The organism is Nevskiales bacterium (genome assembly GCA_035574475.1).
Lineage (GTDB): Bacteria > Pseudomonadota > Gammaproteobacteria > Nevskiales > DATLYR01 > DATLYR01.
The window spans coordinates 27,165-51,179 of record DATLYR010000087.1 but is presented as its reverse complement, the minus strand read 5'-3'; the positions used below and the strand labels follow the sequence as shown (position 1 = coordinate 51,179).

Here is a 24,015-nt window from a genome sequence, read left to right as displayed (position 1 = left end):
GGCCGCCTAAGCAGGCCGGCGGTATAGCACCTGCACGGATCCATCGCCGAACAGACGCTTGAGGTCACCCAGCAGAGCCTCGCAGACCTGTACCTTCCAGGCATCGTCCAGGGTGAGCTCGGCCCGGGCCCGGCCGTTATGGTAGCGCAAAGTCACCGGGCAGCCGCTGCTGCGCCGGTATTTCCCCAGGCAGTGCTCCAGCGCGTCGAGATCGATCTGCACCGCCTCCGGGGCGTTGAGCAGGATGCGCGTGGCGTACTGCCGGCGTGCCCCCTCGAGGTCCGTCAGCGACTGCGGCGTGATGCGGTAGCGATCCCCGTAGTCGTCGTAGCTCAGCCGCCCCTGCACGATCAGCAGCTTGTCCGGCTGCAGCAGCGGTTCGTATTCGCGTGCCTTCTCCTCGAACAGCACGCATTCGATCCGCTCGCTCTGGTCGTCCAGGGTCAGCACCGTACGGTTGCCGTTCCTGATCCGGCGCTTGTCCACCAGCAGACCGGCCACCACGACGCTCTTGTCTCCATTCCCGCCGCCCGGGCCGTAACTTCGGCCATACTCGCCGGCTTGCGCGACGTCCTGGATCAGGTCGCCCAGGCGACCGCTGACGATCGGTCGCAGCTCCTCGGCATACATCAGGATCGGGTGGCCGGTCAGATACAGGCCCAGGGTGTTCTTTTCCAGCCGCAGGCGCTCCGCCTCGGGCCATTCCGGCACCTCCGGCGTCGCTGCGACGGCGACTGGCGCCGCGCCGCCGAACAGGTCTACCTGGCCGGCGCTGCGATCGGCCATATCGCGCTCGGCGCGGGCCAGCGCCTGCGGCAGCGCCTGCATGAGCCCGGCGCGGGTACTGGCGAAACTGTCGAGGGCGCCGGCCTGGATGAGGGTTTCGAGCACGCGGCGGTTGAGTTTGCGCAAGTCGATGCGCTGACAGAAATCATCCAGACCCGTGAACGGCCCATGGGCATTTCGATCCGCCAGCACGCCCTCAACCGCTGTCTGGCCGACGCCACGAATCGCACCCAGGCCGTAGCGAACGGTCTTCGGATCGACCACCGTGAACGCATAATCGGAGCGATTGACATCCGGTGGTTCGATGACGATACCGAGCCGCCGGCAGCCGTCGATCATCTTCACCAGCTTGTCGGTGTTGCCCATTTCCTCGGTCAGCACCGCGCACATGAAGGCCGCCGGATAATGCGCCTTGAGCCAGGCGGTCTGATAAGTCACCAGCGCATAGGCCGCGGAGTGTGACTTGTTGAAGCCGTACTCGGCGAATTTCTCGATGAGACCGAAGATCTCCTCGGCTACGCGCTGGGCGACGCCGTTGTGCACGGCGCCGGTCACGAACTTGCTCCGCTGCTCGGCCATGATCTTGGCGTCTTTCTTGCCCATGGCGCGGCGCAGGAGGTCGGCACCGCCCAGCGTGTAGCCGGCCAGCACCTGCGCGATCTGCATCACCTGTTCCTGGTAGACGATGGTGCCGTAAGTGGGCTTGAGCACCGCCTCCAGCGCAGGATGCGGGTAGCTCACCTTCTGCTGCCCGTGTTTGCGGGCGATGAAGTCGTCCACCATACCCGACTGCAACGGGCCCGGCCGGTACAGCGCCACCATGGCGACGATGTCCTCGAAGCAGTCCGGTTTAAGCGCCTTCAAATAGCGGCGCATGCCGCCCGACTCCAGCTGGAACACGCCCGTGGTGTCACCACTGCGCAGCAGTTCGTAGGTGGCAGCGTCATCCAGCGGCAGCGTGTTGATGTCGATCGGCGGCTCGCCGCGCGTCGCGCGTTCGGCATTCAGCAGCCGCAGCGCGTGGTTGATGATGGTCAGCGTGCTCAGGCCCAGGAAGTCGAACTTGACCAGGCCGATTTTCTCGACGTCGTCCTTGTCGAACTGGGTCACCGCATGCTCGCCGCCGGCTTCGCAGTACAGCGGCGTGAAGTCGGTCAGCGCGCTGGGCGCGATGACCACGCCGCCGGCATGCTTGCCGGCGTTGCGCGCCAGGCCTTCGAGTGTGCGCGCCAGATCGATCAGGTAGCGCACCTCTTCTTCATCGTCATAGCGGCGCTTGAGCTCGGGCGAATCCCTGAGCGCCTGGTCAAGGGTGATGTCGAGGTTCTGCGGCCCCGAAGGCACCAGCTTGGCGATGGCGTCGACCATGCCATAGGGGTGGCCGAGTACCCGGCCGACGTCACGCACCGCCGCGCGCGCGGCCATGGTGCCGAAGGTGATGATCTGCGAAACCTTCTCACGGCCGTAGCGCTGCGCGACGTACTCGATCACCCGGTCGCGCCCTTCCTTGCAGAAGTCGATGTCGAAATCCGGCATCGACACCCGCTCGGGGTTCAGGAAACGCTCGAACAGCAGGTCATAGGCCAGCGGGTCGAGATCGGTGATGCCCAGGCAATAAGCCACCAGCGAACCCGCGCCGGAGCCGCGGCCGGGCCCGACCGGCACGCCGTGCGTCTTGGCCCATTCGATGAAGTCGGCCACGATCAGGAAGTAACCCGGGAAGCCCATCTTCTCGATCACGGCCAGTTCGCGCTCGAGACGCTCCTGGTAAACCCGGCGCCGCGCCTCGGTATCCGGTGCGCCGTCCGGAACCAGGCGCGGCAGCCGCTGCTGCAGGCCTTCCTCCGAGCGCAGGCGCAGGTAGCTGACGACCGTATGCGCCTTCGGCACCGGAAAATCCGGCAGGTGGTGGCGGCCCAGTTCGATTTCCAGATTGCAGCGGCGCGCGATCTCGACGGTGTTTTCCAGCGCTTCCGGCAGGTCCGCGAACAGCTCGGCCATCTGCTCCGCAGACTTGAGGTACTGCTGATCGCTGCAGCGCCGTGGCCGGCGCGCATCCTCGAGGGTGTAGCCTTCCTGGATGCAGACGCGCGCCTCATGGGCCGGGAAGTCCTCGGCGCGCAGGAAGCGCACGTCGTTGGTCGCCACCAGCGGCAGACCTTCACGCAGGGCCAGCTCGACGGCGGCCTCCAGATAGGCCTCTTCCTGGGAGCGCCCGGTGCGTTGCAGCTCGATGTAGAAACTGCCCGGGAACAGACCGCGCCAGAAGTCCAGCGCCTGCTGCGCCTGTGCCACGCGGCCGCCCAGCAGCGCGCGGCCGATGTCGCCCTCGCGTGCGCCGGACAGCGCGATCAGCCCGCCGGTCAGCCCGTCGAGCCAGGCTCGTCGCAGCAGCGGGCGACCGCCCTGCTGGCCTTCCAGGTAGCCGCGCGTCAGCAGGCGTGACAGGTTGAGATAGCCCTCGCGGTCGCGGCACAGCAGGGTCAGCCGCGTCGGCGCTTCGCCTGCACCTTCCTGCAGCCACAGGTCGGCGCCGGCCAGCGGCTTGATGCCGGCCTTCTGTGCGCCGCCATAGAACTTGACCAGGGCGAACAGGTTGCTTTCGTCGGTCAACGCCACCGCCGGCTGGTGCAATTCCTGCAGACGTTCGAAGAGGCCCGGGATCAGCAGCTGTTTGCTGTGCTTGTCGCGCACGGCCTCCAGGCGCACGGTGCCGTCCACCAGCGAATATTCACTGTGCACGCGCAGGTGGATGAAGCGGGGTGTCGGCATGGCGGTACGGCTGCCCGGTCGCGCCCTATCTTACCCTGCACCCAGGCAGCGCCGGACCGGTGCGAACGAGCGGCGATGGATCGCGCAGGCGCCATGCGCGCGTAGTGCCGCCAGATGCTCGGCCGTGGGATAGCCCTTGTGCCGCGCAAAGCCATACTGCGGATATTGCGCATCGAGTACCAGCATCTCGGTATCGCGCGCGACCTTGGCCAGGATGGAAGCGGCGCTGATCGCCGGGACGCTCGCGTCGCCGCCGACGATGGCACGCGCCGGGCAGGTCACCGGTGGCAGGTGGCGGCCGTCCACCAGGATCTCGTCGGGCGGCTGCGACAGGGCAGTCACCGCGCGCGCCATCGCCAGCAGGCTGGCTTGCAGGATGTTGAGCGTATCGATCTCGTCCGGCTCCGCCCGCCCCAGCGCCCAAGCCCGCGCGCTGGCCTGGATCTCGCGCGCCAGGCGCTCGCGGCGCGCGGCGCTCAGGGTCTTGGAATCGGCCAGGCCCTCGATCGGCCGGTCCGGGTGCAGGATCACCGCCGCCGCCACTACCGGCCCGGCCAGCGGCCCGCGTCCGGCCTCATCCACCCCGGCAATCAACGCATGGACAGGATAGACAGGATTTTCAGGATTCACAGCTCAAGATTCTTGATTTGTGAAAACACCCTTCCTGTTGATCCCGCTCATCCTGTTATCCAGTCCAGTTCTTAATTTGTCAGCGGATGATGCTGCGCTTGGAGTCGTTCAGGAAGTCGGCCAGCACCCTGACCACGGGCTCGCCCTCCCCCATCCGCGCCAGCTCGCGCCTGGCATCGGCGAATAAAAGATCCGAACGGTACAGGACCTTGTAGGCCTTGCGCAGGGCTTCGATCTGCGCCGTGCTGAAGCCGCGCGCCTTGAGCCCCTTGGTGTTGATGCCGTGCGGCACCGCCGGGTTGCCGTTGGCCATCACATAGGGTGGCACGTCTTGCGCCACGGCGCAGGCGAAGCCGAGATAGGCCTGGGTACCGATACGGCAGAACTGGTGCACCAGCGCATAGCCGCCGAGGATGCAGTGGTCGCCGACCTGCACATGGCCCGCCAGGGTGGCGTTGTTGGCCATGGTGATGTGGCTGCCCACGACGCAATCGTGCGCCACGTGTACATGCGCCATCAGGTAGTTGTCGCTGCCGACCCGGGTCACGCCCTGGTCCACCGTGGTGCCGCGGTGGAACGAACAGTATTCGCGGATGATATTGCGATCGCCGATCTCCAGCCGGGTCGGTTCCCCGGCGTACTTGCGGTGCTGCGGTTCCTCGCCGATCGAACAGAACTGAAAAATGCGATTGCTGTGACCGATGCGCGTCGGCCCGTTGATGACCACATGCGGGCCGATCCAGGTGTTGTCGCCGATCTCGACACCGGCGCCGATCAGGCTGTAGGCGCCGACGCTGACGTTGCGGCCCAGCCGCGCCTCGGGATGTACGACCGCGCGCGGGTCGATCATGGTTGACCGCCCTGTGCGGCGGGTTTGCGCGCAGTAGCCATGATTTCCGCCTCGCAGGCCAGCTCGTGGCCGACATGCGCCTCGGCGGCAAACTTCCAGATGCCGCGCTTGGAGGTGACCAGACGCACCTGCAGCCGCAGCTGGTCGCCGGGTTCCACGGGCCGCTTGAAGCGCGCCTTGTCGATACCCAGGAAGTAATAGAGCGTGCCCGCTTCCATCCCGCCCTCCGCGCTCCAGATGCCAAGCAGGCACGCGGCCTGGGCGAGCGCCTCGACGATCAGCACGCCCGGCATCACCGGCCGCTGCGGGAAATGCCCCATGAAGAACGGCTCGTTCATGCTGACGTTCTTGATCGCCAGGATGCGCTGGCCGGGTTCGCATTCCAGCACCCGGTCCACCAGCAGGAAGGGATAACGGTGCGGCAGCAGCCGCATGATTTCGTTGATGTCCGCAGACTTCACCTGTCCTCTCCCGATTGGCCGCGGCGCGGCCGCGACTTGCCCCGTGCCGGCCGCTCCGCCAGGCGCCGCAGGCTGGCGACCTGCCGGCGCCATTCCGCCGCCGGCACCGCACCCCAGCCGGAGGAGTACATTCCAGGTTCGGTCAGGTCTCGGGTGACCAGCGAACGTGCCGTCACCACCACATTGTCGCCCAGAATGACGTGATCCACGATGCCGACCGCGCCCGCGAGCACGCAGCCGCGGCCGATGGTCACGCTCCCGGCAATGGCGCTGCAACCGGCGATGACCGTGTGCGCGCCGATGCGGCAGTTGTGGCCGATGTGCACGTGGCTGTCGAGCTTGACCCCGTCCTCGATGACCGTATCCTCGATCGCGCCGCGGTCGATGGTCGCGTTGGCGCCGATCTCGACGTCATCACCGATGCGCACACTGCCCAGCTGGGGGATCTCGACCCAGCGTTCGCCGTCGCGCGCCAGGCCGAAACCGCGGCCGCCGATCACGGCGCCAGGCTCGATGGTGACGCGCTGGCCGATGCTGACACGGTCGGCGACACTGACGTTCGCCACCAGCCGGCTGCCGGCACCGATCTCGGCGTTGTGGCCGATCACGCAGCCCGGCCCGACTTCGACGCCGGGACCGATGCGCGCACCCGCCTGCACCACCGCATGCGGGCCTATGCTGGCGCTGGGATCGACGCGTGCCTGACTGTTGACGAAGGCGGTCGGATGCACGCCCGGTGCGGGCAGGATGCGCCGATCCCACAGGGCAGCGATGCGGGCATAGTCCAGCAGCGGGTTGTCACTGATCAGGGCCGCCACGCGACAGGCGCCGGCCAAGGCCGGACGCAGGATCACGGCCGCCGCCCGGGTGGCGGTCAGTTGTTTTTCGAGGGCGGGATCGGCCAGAAAGCTGATGCAGCCGTCACGGCCCGGTGCCAAGCTGCATACCCCGCGGATGCGCGTGGCGGGATCGCCGCGCAGCTCCAGCCCGAAGCGCGCTGCCAGCTCCTGCAGGGCAAGCTCCATCGCCTGCCCGCTCAGGGCTTGCCAGCCTTGCTGCGCATCGCGGCCAGCACCTTGTCGGTAATGTTGACCGCGTCGGCGGCGTAGACCACCCCGTCGCCGATCACGACGTCGTACTTGTTCTGGCGTGCGACCTCGGCCACCACCTCGAGGATGGTCTTGCGCAGGGCCTCGAGTTCCTGCTGCTCGCGACGCGCGACCTCGGCGTTGTATTCACCCTGCTGCTGAGCGAACTCGCGCTGGCGGCGGGACAGGTCCTCCTGGGTCTTTTTCTTCTGGTCCTCGCTCATCACCGCCGCGTCCTTCTTGGCCTTGTCAACGTCGGCGATGAGTTTCTCCTGCAGACCCTCCAGCCGCTTGCGTCGCGCGGAGAACTCCTGGTCCATCTTCTGGCGCGCACTGGCCGCCTGCGGGGACTCCGTGACCAGCTTGGAGATATTGACCACCGCCACACGCGTCTGCGCTGCTGCACTACCGGCAAAGCCGACCAACCCGGCGACCAGGAATGCACATAGAATCGATTTCAGGATCTTCACAGCCATTGCCTCACACAAAGGGGTTCCGCACATCACAGCCCTACGCCGAAGGAGATCTGGAACCGGTCGATCTCGTCCTCGTCTTCCTCGTTCAGCGGGTATGCCAGACTGACTTTGAGTACGCCGAAGAACGGCGTCAGCCAGTAGAACGCCACACCCGTGGACTGCCGCAGGTCGGACAGGTCGAAGTCGCCCGGCTCAGCAAACACGTTGCCGACATCGAAGAACACCGACAGACGCGTGGACTTGTTGTTGCTCTCCAGCGGCGTGGGCACGATCAGCTCAGTCTGCAGGGTGGTCACCAGCTTGCCACCGAATGGGTTGGACTCGCGTCCGGGGGCCGGCGTATCGCGCGGGCCAAGCGTGCCATCCCGAAAACCACGCACTGACTCGAAGCCGCCGGCGAAGAAATTCTCATAAGGCGGGATGTCCCGGCTGTCGCCGTAGCCATCGGCATATCCCAGTCGCCCCTTGAGCTGGACGATGAAATCTGCGCGCAGCGGGATGTACTGTTCGTGATCGAACACGCCGCGGTAATAGGTCAGGTCGCTGCCGGGCAGCACCAGGTCGAAATTGAAGCGATCCAGCATGCCGCTGGTGGCGAATACCGTACGATTCCGGGTGTCGCGGGATGCGCCGGTGCGCAGTTCATAAGCGTCGAACTTGGTGCCGTTTTCGGTCGTGAACAACAGCAGCTCATCCGAGCTGATGCCGGTGAAGGCGTCCACCGATGTCTGCTCGTAAGCCAGTCCCAGGCGCAGCGCCGAGAACTCGCTGATCGGCAGGCCATAGGTCAGCGACAGCCCGGTAGCGTTGATGTTGAAGCCGGAGCTGAAGCGGACCACCTGCTCGGACTTGCGGAAGAATGCGGCGATCGTGCGGCTCACACCGTCGCGGGTGGCATAAGGATCGGTCCAGCTGGCGCTGAACTGCCTGGAGAACTCATTGTTTTGTGCACTGAACTCGACCCGGTCGCCGGTGCCGCGGAAATTGGTATGCGTCACACTGCCGGAGATCAGGAAACCCGAGGCGTCCGAGAAGCCGACACCCAGCTGGATCGAGCCTGGCGGGCGTTCTTTGACTGTGAAGTTGACGTCCACCTGGTCCTCCGTGCCGGGGACCGGCTTGGTCTCGACCTCCGCCTCCTCGATGAACGGCAGGCGCGCCAGGCGGGTGCGCGAGCGTTCCACCGCCGTGCGCGAGAAGGGCGCGCCCTCGAGCTGGCGCATCTCGCGCCGCAGGGTTTCGTCGTTGGTCTTGGCGTGGCCGGTGAAGTTGATGCGGCGCACGTACACGCGCTTGCCGGCATCCACGCGGAAGTCGATGCTGACCTCCTGCGCCTCGTCGTGCACCTCGGGCACCGGCTCGACCTTGGCGAAGGCATAGCCGAGGTCCGACAGCACGGCGCTGATGCGGTTGCCGCTCTCGGTCGCCTCGCGCCGCGAGAAGGTGTCGCCCGCCTTGACCGTAATCAGGCGCCGCAGCTGCTCCTCCGTCAGCACCAGGTTACCGGTAAGGCTGAAGTCGCGCACCTTATACACGCGCCCCTCGGAAACGTTGACCGTGACGAAGATGTCGCGCTTGTCCGGGCTCAGCGCCACCTGTACCGAGTCCACGCTGAAGCGCAGGTAGCCGCGATCCTGGTAGTAGGAGCTCAGGCTCTCGAGGTCACCCAGCAACTGCTGCTTGGAGTAGCGGTCACTCTTCTGGAAGAAGGCGATGACCCGGGTCGGCTCCAGCTTGAAGGACTCGAGTAGCTCCTCGTCGGTGAAGGCGTTATTGCCGACGATGTTGATCTGGCTGATCTTGGCGACCTCGCCCTCGGTGATCTTGATCGCCACCTTGACGCGGTTGTCGGGCTCCTCGACGACCTCGGTCTTGATCTGCACGCCGTAGAAACCGTTGGCGTAGTACTGCCGGCGCAGTTCCTGCTCGACGCCATCCAGCAGCGCGCGCTTGAACAGCTCCCCTTCCGCCAGCCCCGCGTCGGCGAGGCCTTTCTTCAGCTCGTCGCCGCCCAGCTTCTTGTTGCCCTCGATGCTCAGGCTCGAAATCGAGGGCCGCTCCTGCACGCGGATCACCAGGGTGCCGCCCTCCCGCTCGAGGCTGACGTCCTGGAACAGGCCGGTACCGTACAGGGCGCGGATCGCCTGCTGGCCGGTCTGCTCGTTGATCTCGTCGCCGGTGGACAGCGGCAGGTAGGTCAGAACCGTGCCGACCTCGAGGCGCTGGAGGCCCTCGACGCGGATGTGCTCGATGATGAAGGCCTCGAAGGCCCAGGCCGGAACGCTGAGCAGCGTACCCAGCAGTATCCACAGCAGCTTGCGGCTGAGTCTCATGAGCGACGGTTCCCTTGTGTTCTTTTATTGAGCCAGCAGGCGGGTGATGTCGTTATAGAACGCCACGCACATCAGGGCCAGCAATAGCGCCAGGCCTACCTTCTGTCCCAGAATCTGGGCGGTCTCCGACAGGGGCTTGCCGCGCACGAGTTCCAGACCGTAATACAGAAGGTGTCCTCCATCCAGCACCGGTACCGGCAGCAGGTTCAATACGCCGAGGCTGACGCTGACCAGCGCCAGGAAGCCCAGGAATGACACCAGCCCGACGCTCGCCGTGTAGCCCGCAAACTGCGCGATCTGGATCGGCCCACTGACATTGCGCCACGAAACCTCGCCGGTCAGCATCCGACCCATCAGCTTGAGGGTCAGCACCGAGAGATCCCAAGTCTGCACGACGGCAGCGGGAATTGCCTGCAGCGGCCCATACTTACGAACTGCCCGCAAATCCTGCCACAAGTCCGGGTCTACATCCACGCCGGCGCCGATGCGGCCGCTGCGCGCCGCGCCCTCGCCGACGGCGCCGATGGTGATCGGCAGCGTCAGGGTTTCGCCGTTGCGCAACACCTGCAGCTGCGACCGGGTATCCGGGTGGGCACGGATCCACTCGACCAGCGCCGCCCAATCCTGCACCGGCAGGCCATCCACCGCCAGCACGCGGTCTCCGGCACGCAGGCCGGCGTGTTGCGCAGGGCTACCGGCCTCGATCGTGCCGATGACCGGCTCGATGCGCGGCTGGTATGGGTTCATGCCCAGCGCCGGGAACAGCTGCTCGGGGTCGGCGGACTGGCCTTCCAGCGACAGCAGATGAACCGAGACATCGCCATCCGCCTCCCGTGCCTGCACGCGCACGGTCTGCTTGCGCAGCGCCGACTTGAGCAGCTCCGTACGCAGCTCGTTCCACGTCACGATCGGACTGTCCTCCACGGCGAGGATTTCCTCGCCACCGCGCAAGCCGGCGCTGTAGGCCACGCTGTCCCTGGGCACCTCGGCCAGCAGCGGCTTCAGGCCCGGGATGCCGATGATGAAGATCACCCAGTAGGCGGCGATGGCGAACAGGAAATTGAGCAGGGGTCCGGCGGCCACGATCAGGATGCGGGCACCGACCGGCTGGCGATTGAAGGCGCGGTGCAGCTCTTCTGCTGCCACAGGCCCCTCGCGTTCGTCGAGCATCTTCACATAACCGCCCAGCGGCACCACCGAAATCCAGTACTCGGTGCCGTCGCGCCCGGTCCAGCCCCACAGGCGCTTGCCGAAACCGATGGAGAAACGCAGCACGCGAACACCCAGCCGGCGCGCCACCCAAAAATGCCCCCATTCGTGCACCGCCACCAGAACGGCGATCGCGAAGATGAACGAGGGAATGGAAATGATCCACTCAGGCATGTAGCGGCCTCTTCTGCAGATTCGTCAGCTGCACCTCGGCTTCCTGTCGCGCCCAGGCATCGACCGCCAGGATGCGTTGCAGTTCATCGCTGGCGCCACGCGGTGCCCGCGGCAGCGCATCGAGACAGCGATCGATCACCTCGGGGATCGCCGTGAAGGCGATGCGGTGTTCGAGGAATGCCTCCACCGCCACTTCGTTGGCCGCGTTGAGCACCGCCGGTGCATCGCCGCCCGCGCTCAAGGCCTGCCGTGCCAGATCCAGGCAGGGATAGCGCATGGCATCCAGCGCGGCGAAATCCAGCCGTCCTGCGCCGGCCAGGTCGAGCGTGGCGGCACCGGACTCGATCCGCTCCGGCCAGGCCAGCGCATTGGCGATGGGCACCCGCATGTCGGGCTGGCCGAGCTGCGCCAGCTGCGAGCCGTCATCGAACTCCACCAGCGAGTGCACGAGACTCTGCGGATGCAGCATGACTTCGAGGCGCTCGGGTGGGAGCGCGAACAGCCACGCGGCCTCGATCAGTTCCAGGCCCTTGTTCATCATCGTGGCGGAATCCACCGAGATTTTCCGCCCCATCACCCAGTTCGGATGGCGAACCGCCTGCTCCGGGGTGACGCCACGCAGCTGCGCCAGCGGCAGCTCGCGAAAGGGCCCGCCCGAGGCCGTGAGGATGATCCGCCGGACGCCGCTCGGCCGCATGCCGCAGCGATAGCCGGCCGGTAGACACTGGAAGATGGCGTTGTGCTCGCTGTCGACGGGAATCAGCGTGGCGTTGCCATGGGCCAGTTCGTGCATGAACAGGCGGCCGGCCATCACCAGCGGCTCTTTGTTGGCCAGCAACACACGCTTGCCGGCGCGTACCGCGGCCAGGGTCGGCAGCAACCCGGCTGCGCCGACGATACCCGCCATGACCTGCGTGACCTCCGGCAGGGCGACGACCGCCGCCAGCGCGGCGGCGCCGTACAGCACTTCGGTTCCGGGCAGCGGGCCGCGCAACTGTGCCTGCAAGGCTTCGGCGCCGGCGGCATCGCCCATTACGGCGTATGCGGGGCGGTGGCGCAAGCAGAGTTCGACCATGCGCGCGACGTCACGGTGCGCGCTGAGCGCCAGGATGCGGAAACGCTCCGGATGGCGCGCGGCAACGTCGAGGGTGTTCAGGCCGATCGTGCCGGTCGCGCCGAGTACCGCGAGTCCGTGCATGTCAGAGCCCCATCACCAGCAGCCCACCGAGGAACAGCGGTGCCGCAGCGAACAGGCTGTCCAGCCGATCCAGCACGCCGCCATGGCCGGGAAACAGCGTACCGCTGTCCTTCACGCCGGCATGGCGCTTGAACATGCTCTCCGTGAGGTCGCCGACGATCGAGAACACCACCACGCCGGCGCACAGCAGGACGAACAGCAGCAATTGGCGGCCGTCAAGGTCGAACAGCCAGTGCCCGGCCAGCGCGGCGACCGTGGCGCTCAACAACAGGCCACCGGCGGCGCCTTCCCACGTCTTGCCAGGGCTTACGCGTACGGCCAGCTTGTGATGACCGAAACTGCGGCCACTGAAGTACGCGCCGGTATCCGCCGCCCAGATCAGCGCCAGCAGGAACAGGATCCACAGCGGTCCCTGCAGGCGTGCGTGCAACAGCACGAGCGCCAGGAAGGCCGGCCCCAGCAGCAACAGACCGATGCCCGCGACCAGCCAGGGGCGCGGCTGATTGGTGCGCAGGCCTGCGGGATAGCGCAGCACCCACAAGAAGGCCAGCAGCCACCACAGCAGAGCCAGGCCCAGCATGCCACGCTGCAGGTCGGCGTGTTCGCGCAGCCCGTATAGCACCAGCAGCAGTACCGCCACGACGGCGACATAGCCCATCCGCAGCGGTACCGCGCGTAGTCGCATCAGCTGTCCCCACTCCCAGGCGCCGATCAGCATCAACAGCGCCAGTGCCACGGCGATAGCCGCAGTCGGCAGGAACCACACGGCGGCCACCACGGGCGGGATCAGGATCAGCGCAGTGATCACCCGCTGCATCAACATCGCTCAGTCCCCGTCCGGCGCCGGCACGCGGCCGAAGCGGCGCTGGCGGCTGGCATACCACGCGAGGGCCTGGTCGAGGGCCGCCTCATCGAAATCCGGCCACAGGGTTTCACAAAAGTACAGCTCAGTATAGGCGAAGTGCCACATCAGGAAATTGCTGATGCGCTGCTCGCCGCCGGTACGGATCAGCAGGTCCGGCTCCGGGAGGCCGGCCAGGCTCAGCTCAGCGGCAAAGCGCTGCTCGGTCACGTGCTCAGCGCGCAGTTCGCCGCGCAGGGCCTGCGCCACCAGCCCACGCGCTGCCTGCACGATGTCCCAGCGGCCGCCATAGCCGACCGCGACGATCAGATCCAGCCGGTCGTTGGCCGCCGTCAGCGCCTCGGCCCTGGCCATCTCCTCGCGCAGCAAGGGCTGGAAAGCCGAACGGTCGCCGATGAAACGCAGGCGGATACGGTTCTCGTGCAGCTCGGCGGCTTCCTGCCTGAGCGAGCGCAGAAAAAGGTCCATCAGCATGCCGACCTCGTCGGGCGGGCGGTTCCAGTTTTCGCTGCTGAAGGCAAAGACGGTGACGATGCCGATCCCGCGGCGCGCGGCGTTCTCCACGAGCAGCCGTGTGGACTTGACGCCGGCACGGTGCCCGGCCGTTCGCGGCAACAGCCGGCGCTGCGCCCAGCGCCCGTTGCCGTCCATGATCACGGCGAGATGGCGGGGAAGGTGCAAAGGCGCGGTTTCGGGCATGGGCGGGACTGGAGCAGTGTCGGAAGCGCGGGCACATCGCCGCTAGGCGGCGCAGGCGCGGTCACAGCGCCATCATCTCCTTTTCCTTGTTCTCCAGCAGCCGGTCCACCTCAGCGATGTACTGATCGGTCAGTTTCTGGATCTCCTGCTCGCCGCGCTTGAGCTCGTCCTCGCTGATCATTTTTTCCTTCAACATGTCCTTGAGGTCCTGGTTACTGTCGCGCCGCACGTTGCGGATCGCGACACGCGCGTTCTCGCCCTCACTGCGCACGATCTTGACCAGTTCGCGGCGGCGCTCCTCGGTCAGCGCCGGCAGGATGATGCGGATCACGGTGCCGGCGGTGGAGGGATTGAGGCCCAGGTCGGAGGTCATGATGGCCTTCTCGATCGCCTGTACCATGCCACGGTCCCAGGGCGTGATCGACAGGGTGCGTGCGTCCTCGGCCACCACGTTGGCGCACTGGCTGACGGGCACCTCGGAACCGTAATAATCCACCTTGACGTGGTCCAGCAGACTCGGGTGCGCGCGCCCGGTGCGGATCTTCACCAGTTCCTGGCGCAGCACATCCACGCACTTGGTCATGCGCTTCTGGGCGTCTTTCTTGGCGTCTTCGATCATGGCTGAGTCCTTAATTTGTTCACGTCACGACCGGCCGTCTTCCACCAGCGTGCCGATGTCCTGGGCGCCCATGACGATGCGCATCAGATCGCCAGCGCGGTTCATGTCGAACACCCGTAGCGGCAGGTGGTTGTCGCGGCAGAGAACGATCGCGGTCAGGTCCATCACGTTGAGGCGCTGGTCGAGCACCTGGTCGTAGGTCAGGCGCTCGTAGCGCCTGGCCTGGGGATGTTTGAGCGGGTCGGCATCGTAGATGCCGTCCACCTTGGTGGCCTTGAGCATCAGCTCGGCGCCGATCTCGATCGCGCGCAGGCTGGCCGCCGAGTCGGTGGTAAAGAAGGGATTGCCGGTGCCGGAGGCGAAGATCACCACGCGGCCCTTTTCCAGGTGGCGAACGGCGCGGCGGCGGATGTAGTCCTCGCAGACCTCATTGATGCGGATCGCGGACATGACGCGCGCAGTCATGCCATGACGCTCGATGGCGTCCTGCAGCGCCAGCGAGTTGATCACGGTCGCCAGCATGCCCATGTGGTCGCCGGTGACGCGGTCCATGCCGGCGCGCGCCAAGCCCTCGCCACGGAAGATGTTGCCGCCGCCGACCACCAGCGCCACCTGCACCCCGGCCCGGACCACCTCCCCGATCTCGCCGGCCAGACGCTCCATGACCGCGGGGGAAATGCCGTAGTCGGCATCGCCCATCAACGCTTCGCCGCTGAGTTTCAGGAGAATGCGCTGGTACGCGGGTTTTTGGGACATGTGCGCGCTGGCTCCTCGGATCGCTGCCGCATTCTAACGGAGCGCCTGCCGGCGGCTCCATCTAAAAACAGGCCCCGGTGACGGGGCCTGTCGTGTCTGGCGGGTGCTGCCTATTTCGCCGCCTGGGCCGCCGCCGCCACCTCGGCGGCGAAATCACCCGCCTGCTTCTCGATCCCCTCGCCCACCGCATAGCGCTGGAACGCCGTGACCGTAGCCCCGGCCTGCTTCAGCAGCTGCTCGACGGTCTGGTCGGGGTTTTTGACGAAGGGCTGGCCGAGCAGCGTGATCTCGTTCAGGAACTTGCGCAGCTTGCCTTCCACCATTTTGGCGATGATGTCAGCCGGCTTCTTGGCGTCGGCGGTCTGGGCCGCGATGATCTCGCGCTCCTTGGCCTTGACCTCTTCCGGCACGTCGGAAGCGCTGACATAGGCGGGACTGCTGGCCGCGATGTGCATCGCCAGATCCTTGGCCAGCTCCGCATCACCGCCCGTCAGGGCCACCAGCACGCCGATGCGGCCGCCGTGGATATAGGATGCCAGCACGCCGCCGGTCGCCGGCACGAAGGCGAAACGGCGCACGCCGATGTTCTCGCCGATCTTGGCCACCAGGCCACGACGACGCTGATCGACGCTCTCGCCGCCCAGATCCAGCGCCAGCAGCGCCTCCAGATCCGCGGGCCGTGCCTTGAGCGCCGCTGCGGCCACGTCCTGGCAAAAGGCCTGGAAGCTGGCGTCCTTGGCGACGAAGTCGGTTTCGCAGTTGATCTCCAGGATCAGGCCGGTCTGGCCATCCTCGGAAATCCGGGTCAGGACCGCACCTTCGGCCGCCACGCGGCCGGCCTTCTTGTCGGCCTTGGCCATGCCTTCCTTGCGCATCTTCTCGACCGCGGCCTCGATGTCGCCGCCGGTCGCCTCCAGCGCGCGCTTGCATTCCATCATGCCGGAGCCGGTGCGCTCGCGCAGCTCCTTCACCAGTGTTGCGGAAATCGTCATGCCGGCCTCGTCATTCCTTGTCCGTGGCTTTGCGCGAGCGCGTCGCGGCCTTGGGCTTGGCCGCGGGGCGCGCCCGTGGCTTGGCTCTGGCCTTGCCGGCGTCCTCGCTGACCTCGACGAACTCATCCTTGGCTGCCGTGGTCACGGTGCCGCGGCCGTCGATCACCGCATCGGCGATGACCGAGGCATAGACGCGGATGGCACGGATGGCGTCGTCGTTGCCGGGAATCACGCAAGCGATGCCGTCCGGCGAGTTGTTGGTGTCCACCACCCCCACCACCGGGATGCCGAGCTTGTTGGCCTCCTGCACGGCGATGTTCTCGTGGCCGACGTCCACCACGAACAAGGCGTCCGGCAGGCTGGTCATGTTCTTGATGCCGCCCAGACTGCGGCGCAGCTTCTCCAGCTCGCGATTGAGCCTCTGCTGTTCTTTCTTGCTGAGCCGGTTGAAGGAGCCTTCCTCGATCATCTGCTCGAGATCGGTCAGGCGTTTGATGGACTGCTTGACGGTCTTGAAGTTGGTCAGCATGCCACCCAGCCAGCGATGGCTGACGTAGGGCATGCCGCAGCGGGTGGCCTCGGCCTCGATCGCCTCGCGCGCGGCACGCTTGGTGCCGACGAACAGAATCTTGCCGCCGTTGGCGGCCAGCCGGCTGACGTAATTGTGCGCCTCGCGCAGCAGCGGCAGCGTCTGTTCCAGGTTGATGATGTGGATCTTGTTGCGATGGCCGAAGATGTACGGGGCCATCTTGGGGTTCCAGTAGCGGGTACGATGGCCGAAATGGGCACCGGCCTCCAGCAGCTGGCGCATGGTGACTTGCGACATGTCGTTCAGACTCCGTTGGGTTGGGCCTCCACGCACCCCATGCGGCAACCCTGGACCGGAGCCCCGGGCACCCTGCCGCACGTGACGATGCGTGTGAGAATTTCGCCGGCCCGGTCGCAACCGGGGCCTGGCACCTGACTTGATTAGCGAAATTGCTAAAAAAGCGTGCGCTTTATACCATAAGCCGCTTCGCGTAACAATCGGATTTGCCTAAATTTCCGGCTTTCGGCCCCGTTCCGGCCGGACCCACCCAGGCCTGCCATGAGCGTGACCATCAAAACCCCGGAAGAACAGCAGAAAATGCGGGTGGCCGGGCAGCTGGCGGCCGAGGTGCTGCTGATGATCGAGCCGCATGTGCAGCCGGGCGTCACCACCGACGAGTTGAACCGCATCTGCCACGACTACATCGTCAACCACCTGCAGGCCGTGCCGGCACCGCTCAACTACCGCGGCTTCCCCAAGTCCATCTGTACCTCGGTCAACCACGTGGTCTGCCACGGCATCCCGGGGGACAAGAAGCTCAAGCGCGGCGACATCGTCAACATCGACATCACCGTCATCAAGGACGGCTGGCACGGCGACACCAGCCGCATGTTCTTCGTCGGGGAGGTCGGCGTGCAGGCCAGACGCCTCTCGCAGGTGGCCTACGAGGCCATGTGCCGCGGCATCGAGCAGGTGCGGCCGGGCGCGCGGCTGGGCGATATCGGCGCCGCCATCCAGACGCACGTCGAGAAGAACGGCTTCTCGGTGGTGCGCGAATACTGCGGCCACGGCATCGGCCGTGTGTTCCACGAGGACCCGCAGGTGCTGCACTACGGCAGCCCCGGCACCGGGCTGCGGCTCGAACCGGGCATGTGCTTCACCATCGAACCGATGGTCAACGCCGGCCGGCCCGAGGTGAAGCTGCTGCCGGACGGCTGGACCGTGGTCACCAAGGACCACTCGCTGTCGGCCCAGTGGGAGCACACCGTGCTGGTCACCGACGACGGCGTCGAGGTGCTGACCCTGCGTAACGGGGCACTCTGATGGTCGAGGCTGCGCAGCTGCCAACGGCAAACTGCGAAAGCGGCGAACTGTTCGGCCTGTTGCCGGGGTTCGATGAGGCCGGCCTCACTGTCGCCGCAGGCCGCCAAAGGCTGGAGCAGGGCCAGCAGCTGTTGTACAAGGCCTTCGACGCCGGTGTGCCGGTCGAGAATCTGGTGCGCGGCCGGGCACGCCAGGTCGACGAATTGCTGACGCGCGCCTGGCAGCACTTCTTGGGCTCCGACACGACGGGCCTTTGCCTGGTGGCGGTCGGCGGCTACGGGCGCGGTGAACTCCTGCCCTATTCGGACATTGACCTGCTGATCCTGCACGAGGAGCCGGATCTCGGCGCAGCGCAGGCCGGGCTGGAAGCCTTCCTGACCTTTGTCTGGGACATCGGCCTGGACCTCGGCCACAGCGTGCGCACGCCGGTGGAGTGCTGCCGCCAGGCTGCCGCCGACCTCACCATCATGACCACCCTGCTCGAGTCGCGTCCGCTGGCCGGCAACGCGGCCCTGTTTCGCGCCATGCGCGCGGCCATCACGCCGGACCGGCTCTGGCCGGTGCGGGATTTCTTCGCTGCCAAGCTGGAGGAGCAGCGCGCGCGGCACGCCAAGTACCAGGACACGGCTTACAAGCTCGAACCCAACGTCAAGGAATCGCCCGGGGGGCTGCGCGATCTGCAGAACATCAGCTGGGTGGCGATGCGCCATTTCGGCACCGAAACCCTGCACGATCTGGTGACGCATGACTTCCTGACCGAGCAGGAATACTGCGAACTGAATGAGCACCAGTCCTTCCTGTGGCGGGTGCGTTTCGCCCTGCACCGGCTGTGCGAGCGGCGCGAGGATCGGCTGCTGTTCGACCACCAGGTGAAGGTCGCGCAGATGTTCGGCTATCGCGATGCCAGCCACAACCTGGCGGTCGAGCAATTCATGCAGCGCTATTATCGAACGGTCAAGGCGCTGTCCTGCCTCAACGACATGCTGCTGCAGCTGTTCCAGGAGGCGATCCTGTACCCGGAGGACGCCGCGCCGCCCGAGCCGCTCAACGCCCGCTTCCAGACCCGCCACGGCTACATCGAGGCCTGCCATCCGGATGTGTTCCAGGAAGATCCGGTGGCGCTGCTGGAAATTTTCTACCTGCTGACCTGCCACCGCGAGCTGAAGGGCATCGCCGCTGAAACGCTGCGCCTGATCCGCCGCGACCGCGGGCTGATCGACGAGCGCTTGCGCCGCGACGTGCGCGCCCGGACGCTGTTCATGGAGATGCTGCGCCAGCCGCGCGGCATCACCCACGAGCTGCGGCGCATGAACCGCTACGGCGTGCTCGGCCGCTACCTGCCCGCCTTCGGCCAGGTCATCGGCATGATGCAGTACGACCTGTTCCACACCCTGACGGTGGACGAGCATGTCCTGTTCGTGGTGCGCAACATGCGCCGCCTGGCGTTGCCCGAGTTCGAGCACGAGCTGCCCTACGCCAGCGCGGTGTTCAAGCGCCTGCCCAAGCCGGAACTGCTGTACCTGGCCGGGCTGTTCCACGACATCGCCAAGGGCCGCGGCGGCGACCATTCGGAGCTGGGCGCGGCCGAGGCCGCGGACTTCTGCCTGGCGCATGGCCTGTCGCATCCGGACAGCGAGCTGGTCGCCTGGCTGGTGCGCAACCATCTGGTGATGTCCATGACCGCGCAGCGCCGTGACATCTCGGACCCGAAGGTGATCCTCGAATTCGCGCGCCAGGTGGGCGACCAGACCCGTCTCGACTACCTCTACCTGCTGACCGTCTGCGACATTCGCGCCACCAACCCCAACCTGTGGAATTCCTGGCGCGCCAGCCTGCTGCAGGAATTGTATGCCGCCACCCGCCGCACGCTGGAGCGCGGCCTGCACGAACCGATCGGCGAGCGCGAGCTGGTCGAAGAGACCAAGGCCGGCGCGCGCCGTCTGCTGGAGGACCGCGGCCTTTCGGGCGAACAGATCGACGCCGTCTGGGCCCGTATCGAGGACGAGCATTTCCTGCGCCACAGCAGCGCCGAGATCGCCTGGCAGACACAGGCCATTGCCGAGACCCCCGAAGAGGCGTTGCCGCTGGTTCGCGTGGACACGCTGGCCGCGCGCGGCACCACGGTCTTCGTCTATACCCGCGACGTGGATTACCTGTTCGGCCTGAGCACCGGCATGCTGGCGCGTCTGGGACTCAACATCCTGGACGCACGCATCGGCGCCACCCGCGACGGCTACACGCTCGACACCTACGTGGTGATGGAAGGCAACGGCGCGCCGATCGTCGAGGCCTCCCGCTTCGACGAGATCCGCGACGCTCTGCGCCGCGTGATCAGCGACCCCAAAGTCTCCAGCGTCGAGGTCGGGCGGCGTCTGCCGCGCCAGCTCAAGCACTTCAATACACCGACGCAGATCTTCTTCAGCCAGGACGTGGACCGCCAGCGGACCCTGGTGGAAGTGGTCACCGGCGACCGCCCGGGCCTGCTCTCGACCATCGGCGCAGTATTCAAGGACCAGGGCATCCTGGTCGAGGCCGCCAAGATCGGCACCATCGGCGAACGTGCCGAAGACGTGTTCTACGTCACCGACACCCAGCACAAACCGATCACCGATCCCGCACGCTTCCATCTGCTGCGCCAGGCGCTGACGCAGGCACTGGACGCCGACCCGGCGAGCTGAAGGCGCAGCATGACATGAATCCCGATCTCGAGCGCCTGCAGCCCTATCCCTTCGAGAAGCTGGCCCAGCTGCTTGCGGGCGTCACGCCGGCCGCCAAGCCGCCGATTGCACTGTCCATTGGCGAGCCGAAACACCCCGTGCCGCCGTTCATTCTCGAGGCACTGACCCGCGCGCTGCCGGCCATCGACAGCTACCCCACCACCGCCGGCGTTCCGGCGCTGCGCGAGGCGATCGCCGGCTGGCTGGCCCGCCGCTTCCGCCTCCCCGCCGGCGCGCTCGATCCCGCCCGCCACGTGCTGCCGGTCAATGGCACGCGCGAGGCGCTGTTCGCCTTCGCCCAGGCCATCGTGGATCGCACACGACCGGCGCGCGTGCTGATGCCTAATCCTTTCTACCAGATCTACGAGGGCGCGGCGCTGTTGGCCGGCGCGCAGCCGCACTTCCTGCCCTGCCTGGAAGAGAACGGCTTTCTGCCCGACCTCGACGCCGTGCCGACGGCGGTCTGGCGCGACTGCCAGCTGCTCTACCTGTGCAGCCCCGGCAACCCGACCGGTGCGGTGCTGCCGCTGGCGCAGCTCGATCGCGCCATCGAACTGGCCGAACGCCACGACTTCGTGATCGCGTCCGATGAGTGCTACAGCGAAATCTATCTCGACGAATCGGCTCCGCCACCCGGCCTGCTGCAGGCGGCGGCCGAGCTGGGTGTGCCGGATTTCCGCCGCTGCGTGGTCTTTCACAGCCTGTCCAAGCGCTCCAACGTCCCCGGCCTGCGCTCGGGTTTTGTTGCCGGCGATCCCGAAGTGCTGCGACGCTTCCTGCTGTATCGCACCTATCACGGCAGCGCGATGAACCCGGCCGTGCAGCAGGCCAGCATTGCCGCCTGGCGCGACGAGGCGCACGTCGCGGACAACCGCGCACAGTACCGCGCCAAGTTCGACGCCGTGCTAGACATCCTTGGGGACAGCCTTCCAGTCACACGCCCGGCGGCGAGTTTCTACCTGTGGCCCCGGACCCCCATCGACGACCGTGACTTTACCCGCGAGCTGCTGGCGCGCGAGAACCTGCGCGTGGTGCCGGGCCGCTACCTGTCGCGGACGGTGGACGGCCGGGATCCCGGCGCCAACCGCATCCGCATCTCGCTGGTGCCGCCGCTCGAGCAATGTGCGGAAGCGGCGCGCCGGCTGCGGGATTTCGTTTCGACGCTGCGCTGAGCGCTGCGCTAGAATTGCGCGTCACCAAAACCGGGGCGGAGCCCTTCGTGCAAGACCTGCAAGCCATCGTCGAGAACGCTTTCGAGCGCCGCCAGTCGCTCACGCCGCAGAACGCGGAACCCCAGCTCCGCGAGGCGGTGCTGACCGTCATCGAACATCTCGACAAGGGCCGGCTGCGCGTCGCCGAGAAGCGCGACGGGCAGTGGGTGGTCAACCAGTGGCTCAAGAAGGCCGTGCTGCTGTATTTCCGCCTGCAGGACAACGTCGTGATGGAAGGCGCGGAGACGCGCTACTACGACAAGGTGCCGGCCAAGTTCGCCGGCTACGACGCCGCCGCCTTCCAGGCGCAGGGCGCGCGGGTGGTGCCGCCGGCAATGGTGCGCAAGGGCGCCTTCATCGCGAAGAACGCCATCCTGATGCCGTCCTACGTCAACATTGGCGCCTACGTGGACGAAGGCAGCATGGTCGACACCTGGGCCACAGTCGGTTCCTGCGCGCAGATCGGCAAGAACGTGCACCTGTCCGGCGGCGTCGGCATCGGCGGCGTGCTCGAGCCCCTGCAGGCCAGCCCGACCATCATCGAGGACGACTGCTTCATCGGCGCGCGCTCGGAGATCGTCGAGGGCGTGATCGTCGAAAGCGGCGCCGTGATCTCGATGGGCGTATTCATCGGCCAGAGCACCCCGATCTACGACCGCGAGAACGATCAGGTCCTGTACGGCCGCGTGCCCGCCGACGCCGTGGTGGTGGCCGGTTCGCTGCCCAAGGCCGGCGGCCGCTACAACCTGAATTGCGCGATTATCGTCAAGCGCGCCAACGCCCAGACCCGCGCCAAGGTCGGCATCAACGAACTGCTGCGCAGCATCGACGGATGAGCGCCACCACGCTCTACGGTCTGGCGAACTGCGGCAGCTGCAAGGCCGCGCGCGCCTGGCTGGACCAGCATGGGATCGAGTACCGCTTCCACGATTTCCGCAAGGAAGGCCTGCCGCGCGAGCACTTCGAGCGCTGGCTGGCCGAGGTGGGCTGGGAGGTTCTGCTCAACCGCCGCGGCACCACCTGGCGCGGGCTGCCCGACGGCGACAAGGCCGGGCTCACCGGCGCGAAGGCCCGCACGCTCATGCTGGCGCACCCGAGCCTGATCAAGCGCCCGGTGCTGGAAATCGGCGCCGCGGTGGTCGTCGGCTTCAGCAGTGCGCAGTACGATGTCGTTTTCGAGGGCGCCGACTGATGTCCGGCCACTCCCCGACCCTGCAGCTGACCCTGGAGCTGATCCGGCGGCGCTCGGTCACGCCCGAGGATGACGGCTGCCAGGCCCTGATCGGCGAGCGGCTCGCCGCCGCCGGTTTCGCGCTCGAGCCCATGCGCTTCGGCGCAGTCCAGAACCTGTGGGCGCGGCGCGGCCGCGGCGCGCCGCTGGTCGTGTTCGCAGGCCACACGGACGTGGTGCCGACCGGCCCGCTCGAGGCCTGGAGCAGCGACCCGTTCATGCCGGACATCCGTGACGGCCTTCTGTACGGCCGCGGCGCCGCCGACATGAAAGGCAGTCTGGCCGCCATGGTGGTGGCCGCCGGCGAGTACGTGCGCGCACGGCCGCAGCACGCCGGCAGCATCGCCTTCCTCATCACCAGCGACGAGGAAGGCGTCGCCGTGGACGGCACGCGCCGCGTGGTGGAGGCGCTACAGGCGCGCGGCGAGCGCATCGACTACTGCATCGTCGGCGAACCCTCCAGCGCCACAGTGCTCGGCGACACGCTCAAGCACGGCCGTCGCGGTTCGCTGACCGGGCGTCTCAGCGTGCGCGGCCGGCAAGGCCATGTCGCCTACCCCCACTTGGCCGACAACCCCATTCACCGCCTGGCCCCGGCGCTGGCCGAACTCTGCGCGATCGAATGGGATCGCGGCACGCAGGACTTCCCGCCGACCAGTTTCCAGGTGTCGAACCTCAATGCCGGCACCGGCGCCGACAACGTCATTCCCGGCCATGCGGAACTGCTGTTCAACCTGCGCTATTCGACTGCACTCACCGCGGACGCCATCCGCGAGCGCGTGGAAGCGGTCTTGAAGCGCCATGGGCTCGACTACCGGCTGGAGTGGCGCCACTCCGGCGCGCCGTTCCTGACCGCGCGCGGCCGGCTGGTCGATGCGGCGCGCGAGGGCGTGCGCGAAGTCACCGGCATCACGCCGCAGCTGTCGACCGCGGGCGGCACCTCGGACGGGCGTTTCATCGCACCCACGGGCGCCGAGGTGGTGGAACTCGGCCCGGTGAACGCCAGCATCCACAAGATCGACGAGCACGTGCGGATCGAGGACCTCGATCGCCTGTGCCTGATCTACCAGGCCATCCTGCGGCGGCTGCTGGGCTAAAG

Annotated in this window: 21 protein-coding genes; 6 read left to right on the top strand and 15 right to left on the bottom strand. The window is 66.9% G+C overall.

Features of this window, described 5'->3' with window-relative positions; translation table 11 throughout:
- Positions 1 to 6: 6 nt before the first annotated feature.
- The 15 genes from dnaE to rpsB all read right to left on the bottom strand — a co-directional run bounded on the left by dnaE (position 7) and on the right by rpsB (position 16,731).
- Positions 7 to 3,558 carry a DNA polymerase III subunit alpha gene (gene dnaE / locus VNJ47_04970; protein ID HXG28183.1) on the bottom strand — a complete coding sequence of 1,184 codons (3,552 nt, stop codon included), beginning with the start codon at positions 3,556 to 3,558 and terminating at the stop codon, positions 7 to 9.
- Positions 3,559 to 3,588: 30 nt separating this feature from the next.
- Positions 3,589 to 4,188, bottom strand: a complete 600-nt coding sequence (gene rnhB, locus VNJ47_04965; protein HXG28182.1) for a ribonuclease HII — start codon at positions 4,186 to 4,188, stop codon at positions 3,589 to 3,591.
- A gap of 79 nt (positions 4,189 to 4,267) precedes the next feature.
- Positions 4,268 to 5,038, bottom strand: a complete 771-nt coding sequence (gene lpxA, locus VNJ47_04960) for an acyl-ACP--UDP-N-acetylglucosamine O-acyltransferase (GenBank protein ID HXG28181.1) — start codon at positions 5,036 to 5,038, stop codon at positions 4,268 to 4,270.
- Entirely contained in the window at positions 5,035 to 5,499 is a 465-nt protein-coding gene (gene fabZ, locus VNJ47_04955; protein HXG28180.1) for a 3-hydroxyacyl-ACP dehydratase FabZ, read from the bottom strand. The genes lpxA and fabZ overlap by 4 nt, the downstream gene beginning before the upstream one ends.
- A complete protein-coding gene (lpxD, locus tag VNJ47_04950; GenBank protein HXG28179.1) occupies positions 5,496 to 6,524 on the bottom strand; it encodes a UDP-3-O-(3-hydroxymyristoyl)glucosamine N-acyltransferase in 1,029 nt (342 codons plus the stop codon). The genes fabZ and lpxD overlap by 4 nt, the downstream gene beginning before the upstream one ends.
- Positions 6,525 to 6,535: 11 nt before the next feature.
- Complete coding sequence (locus VNJ47_04945) at positions 6,536 to 7,057, bottom strand: OmpH family outer membrane protein (GenBank protein ID HXG28178.1); 522 nt, start codon at positions 7,055 to 7,057, stop codon at positions 6,536 to 6,538.
- A gap of 32 nt (positions 7,058 to 7,089) precedes the next feature.
- The gene (gene bamA, locus VNJ47_04940) at positions 7,090 to 9,396 is read right to left on the bottom strand and encodes an outer membrane protein assembly factor BamA (GenBank protein HXG28177.1); all 2,307 of its coding nucleotides are present in this window, start codon (positions 9,394 to 9,396) and stop codon (positions 7,090 to 7,092) included.
- A 24-nt stretch (positions 9,397 to 9,420) separates the two neighbouring features.
- Positions 9,421 to 10,779 carry an RIP metalloprotease RseP gene (gene rseP, locus VNJ47_04935; GenBank protein HXG28176.1) on the bottom strand — a complete coding sequence of 453 codons (1,359 nt, stop codon included), beginning with the start codon at positions 10,777 to 10,779 and terminating at the stop codon, positions 9,421 to 9,423.
- Complete coding sequence (ispC, locus tag VNJ47_04930; GenBank protein ID HXG28175.1) at positions 10,772 to 11,977, bottom strand: 1-deoxy-D-xylulose-5-phosphate reductoisomerase; 1,206 nt, start codon at positions 11,975 to 11,977, stop codon at positions 10,772 to 10,774. The genes rseP and ispC overlap by 8 nt, the downstream gene beginning before the upstream one ends.
- A gap of 1 nt (position 11,978) precedes the next feature.
- A complete protein-coding gene (locus tag VNJ47_04925; GenBank protein HXG28174.1) occupies positions 11,979 to 12,800 on the bottom strand; it encodes a phosphatidate cytidylyltransferase in 822 nt (273 codons plus the stop codon).
- A gap of 3 nt (positions 12,801 to 12,803) precedes the next feature.
- Complete coding sequence (gene uppS, locus VNJ47_04920; protein ID HXG28173.1) at positions 12,804 to 13,538, bottom strand: polyprenyl diphosphate synthase; 735 nt, start codon at positions 13,536 to 13,538, stop codon at positions 12,804 to 12,806.
- Between the two features lie 61 nt (positions 13,539 to 13,599).
- Complete coding sequence (gene frr / locus VNJ47_04915) at positions 13,600 to 14,157, bottom strand: ribosome recycling factor (protein HXG28172.1); 558 nt, start codon at positions 14,155 to 14,157, stop codon at positions 13,600 to 13,602.
- Between the two features lie 24 nt (positions 14,158 to 14,181).
- Positions 14,182 to 14,913, bottom strand: coding sequence for a UMP kinase (gene pyrH / locus VNJ47_04910; GenBank protein ID HXG28171.1), 732 nt, complete (start codon positions 14,911 to 14,913; stop codon positions 14,182 to 14,184).
- A 110-nt stretch (positions 14,914 to 15,023) separates the two neighbouring features.
- Positions 15,024 to 15,905 carry a translation elongation factor Ts gene (tsf, locus tag VNJ47_04905; GenBank protein HXG28170.1) on the bottom strand — a complete coding sequence of 294 codons (882 nt, stop codon included), beginning with the start codon at positions 15,903 to 15,905 and terminating at the stop codon, positions 15,024 to 15,026.
- Between the two features lie 10 nt (positions 15,906 to 15,915).
- Positions 15,916 to 16,731, bottom strand: a complete 816-nt coding sequence (gene rpsB, locus VNJ47_04900) for a 30S ribosomal protein S2 (GenBank protein HXG28169.1) — start codon at positions 16,729 to 16,731, stop codon at positions 15,916 to 15,918.
- 261 nt (positions 16,732 to 16,992) lie between these two features.
- Between rpsB and map the strand changes: the two genes are divergently transcribed.
- Genes map through dapE form a run of 6 tightly spaced genes read left to right on the top strand, consistent with a single transcriptional unit; the run spans position 16,993 to position 24,013 of the window.
- A complete protein-coding gene (gene map, locus VNJ47_04895) occupies positions 16,993 to 17,757 on the top strand; it encodes a type I methionyl aminopeptidase (protein HXG28168.1) in 765 nt (254 codons plus the stop codon).
- Positions 17,757 to 20,435, top strand: coding sequence for a [protein-PII] uridylyltransferase (gene glnD / locus VNJ47_04890; GenBank protein ID HXG28167.1), 2,679 nt, complete (start codon positions 17,757 to 17,759; stop codon positions 20,433 to 20,435). The genes map and glnD overlap by 1 nt, the downstream gene beginning before the upstream one ends.
- Before the next feature lie 14 nt (positions 20,436 to 20,449).
- Positions 20,450 to 21,646, top strand: coding sequence for a succinyldiaminopimelate transaminase (gene dapC, locus VNJ47_04885; GenBank protein ID HXG28166.1), 1,197 nt, complete (start codon positions 20,450 to 20,452; stop codon positions 21,644 to 21,646).
- Between the two features lie 47 nt (positions 21,647 to 21,693).
- Positions 21,694 to 22,521, top strand: a complete 828-nt coding sequence (gene dapD / locus VNJ47_04880; GenBank protein ID HXG28165.1) for a 2,3,4,5-tetrahydropyridine-2,6-dicarboxylate N-succinyltransferase — start codon at positions 21,694 to 21,696, stop codon at positions 22,519 to 22,521.
- Entirely contained in the window at positions 22,518 to 22,877 is a 360-nt protein-coding gene (locus tag VNJ47_04875; protein HXG28164.1) for an arsenate reductase, read from the top strand. Before dapD ends, VNJ47_04875 begins: the two co-directional genes overlap by 4 nt.
- Positions 22,877 to 24,013, top strand: coding sequence for a succinyl-diaminopimelate desuccinylase (gene dapE, locus VNJ47_04870; GenBank protein ID HXG28163.1), 1,137 nt, complete (start codon positions 22,877 to 22,879; stop codon positions 24,011 to 24,013). Before VNJ47_04875 ends, dapE begins: the two co-directional genes overlap by 1 nt.
- Positions 24,014 to 24,015: the final 2 nt, after the last annotated feature.

What these genes read in the sequence shown, in the direction of transcription:
- frr (HXG28172.1), bottom strand. Translation starts at nt 14,157, where the DNA reads ATGATCGAAGACGCCAAGAAAGACGCCCAGAAGCGCATGACCAAGTGC.
- lpxA (HXG28181.1), bottom strand. Translation starts at nt 5,038, where the DNA reads ATGATCGACCCGCGCGCGGTCGTACATCCCGAGGCGCGGCTGGGCCGC.
- bamA (HXG28177.1), bottom strand. Translation starts at nt 9,396, where the DNA reads ATGAGACTCAGCCGCAAGCTGCTGTGGATACTGCTGGGTACGCTGCTC.
- ispC (HXG28175.1), bottom strand. Translation starts at nt 11,977, where the DNA reads ATGCACGGACTCGCGGTACTCGGCGCGACCGGCACGATCGGCCTGAAC.
- VNJ47_04875 (HXG28164.1), top strand. Translation starts at nt 22,518, where the DNA reads ATGAGCGCCACCACGCTCTACGGTCTGGCGAACTGCGGCAGCTGCAAG.
- pyrH (HXG28171.1), bottom strand. Translation starts at nt 14,913, where the DNA reads ATGTCCCAAAAACCCGCGTACCAGCGCATTCTCCTGAAACTCAGCGGC.
- glnD (HXG28167.1), top strand. Translation starts at nt 17,757, where the DNA reads ATGGTCGAGGCTGCGCAGCTGCCAACGGCAAACTGCGAAAGCGGCGAA.
- dapE (HXG28163.1), top strand. Translation starts at nt 22,877, where the DNA reads ATGTCCGGCCACTCCCCGACCCTGCAGCTGACCCTGGAGCTGATCCGG.
- map (HXG28168.1), top strand. Translation starts at nt 16,993, where the DNA reads ATGAGCGTGACCATCAAAACCCCGGAAGAACAGCAGAAAATGCGGGTG.
- dapC (HXG28166.1), top strand. Translation starts at nt 20,450, where the DNA reads ATGAATCCCGATCTCGAGCGCCTGCAGCCCTATCCCTTCGAGAAGCTG.
- uppS (HXG28173.1), bottom strand. Translation starts at nt 13,538, where the DNA reads ATGCCCGAAACCGCGCCTTTGCACCTTCCCCGCCATCTCGCCGTGATC.
- tsf (HXG28170.1), bottom strand. Translation starts at nt 15,905, where the DNA reads ATGACGATTTCCGCAACACTGGTGAAGGAGCTGCGCGAGCGCACCGGC.
- VNJ47_04925 (HXG28174.1), bottom strand. Translation starts at nt 12,800, where the DNA reads ATGTTGATGCAGCGGGTGATCACTGCGCTGATCCTGATCCCGCCCGTG.
- dnaE (HXG28183.1), bottom strand. Translation starts at nt 3,558, where the DNA reads ATGCCGACACCCCGCTTCATCCACCTGCGCGTGCACAGTGAATATTCG.
- lpxD (HXG28179.1), bottom strand. Translation starts at nt 6,524, where the DNA reads ATGGAGCTTGCCCTGCAGGAGCTGGCAGCGCGCTTCGGGCTGGAGCTG.
- rpsB (HXG28169.1), bottom strand. Translation starts at nt 16,731, where the DNA reads ATGTCGCAAGTCACCATGCGCCAGCTGCTGGAGGCCGGTGCCCATTTC.
- rseP (HXG28176.1), bottom strand. Translation starts at nt 10,779, where the DNA reads ATGCCTGAGTGGATCATTTCCATTCCCTCGTTCATCTTCGCGATCGCC.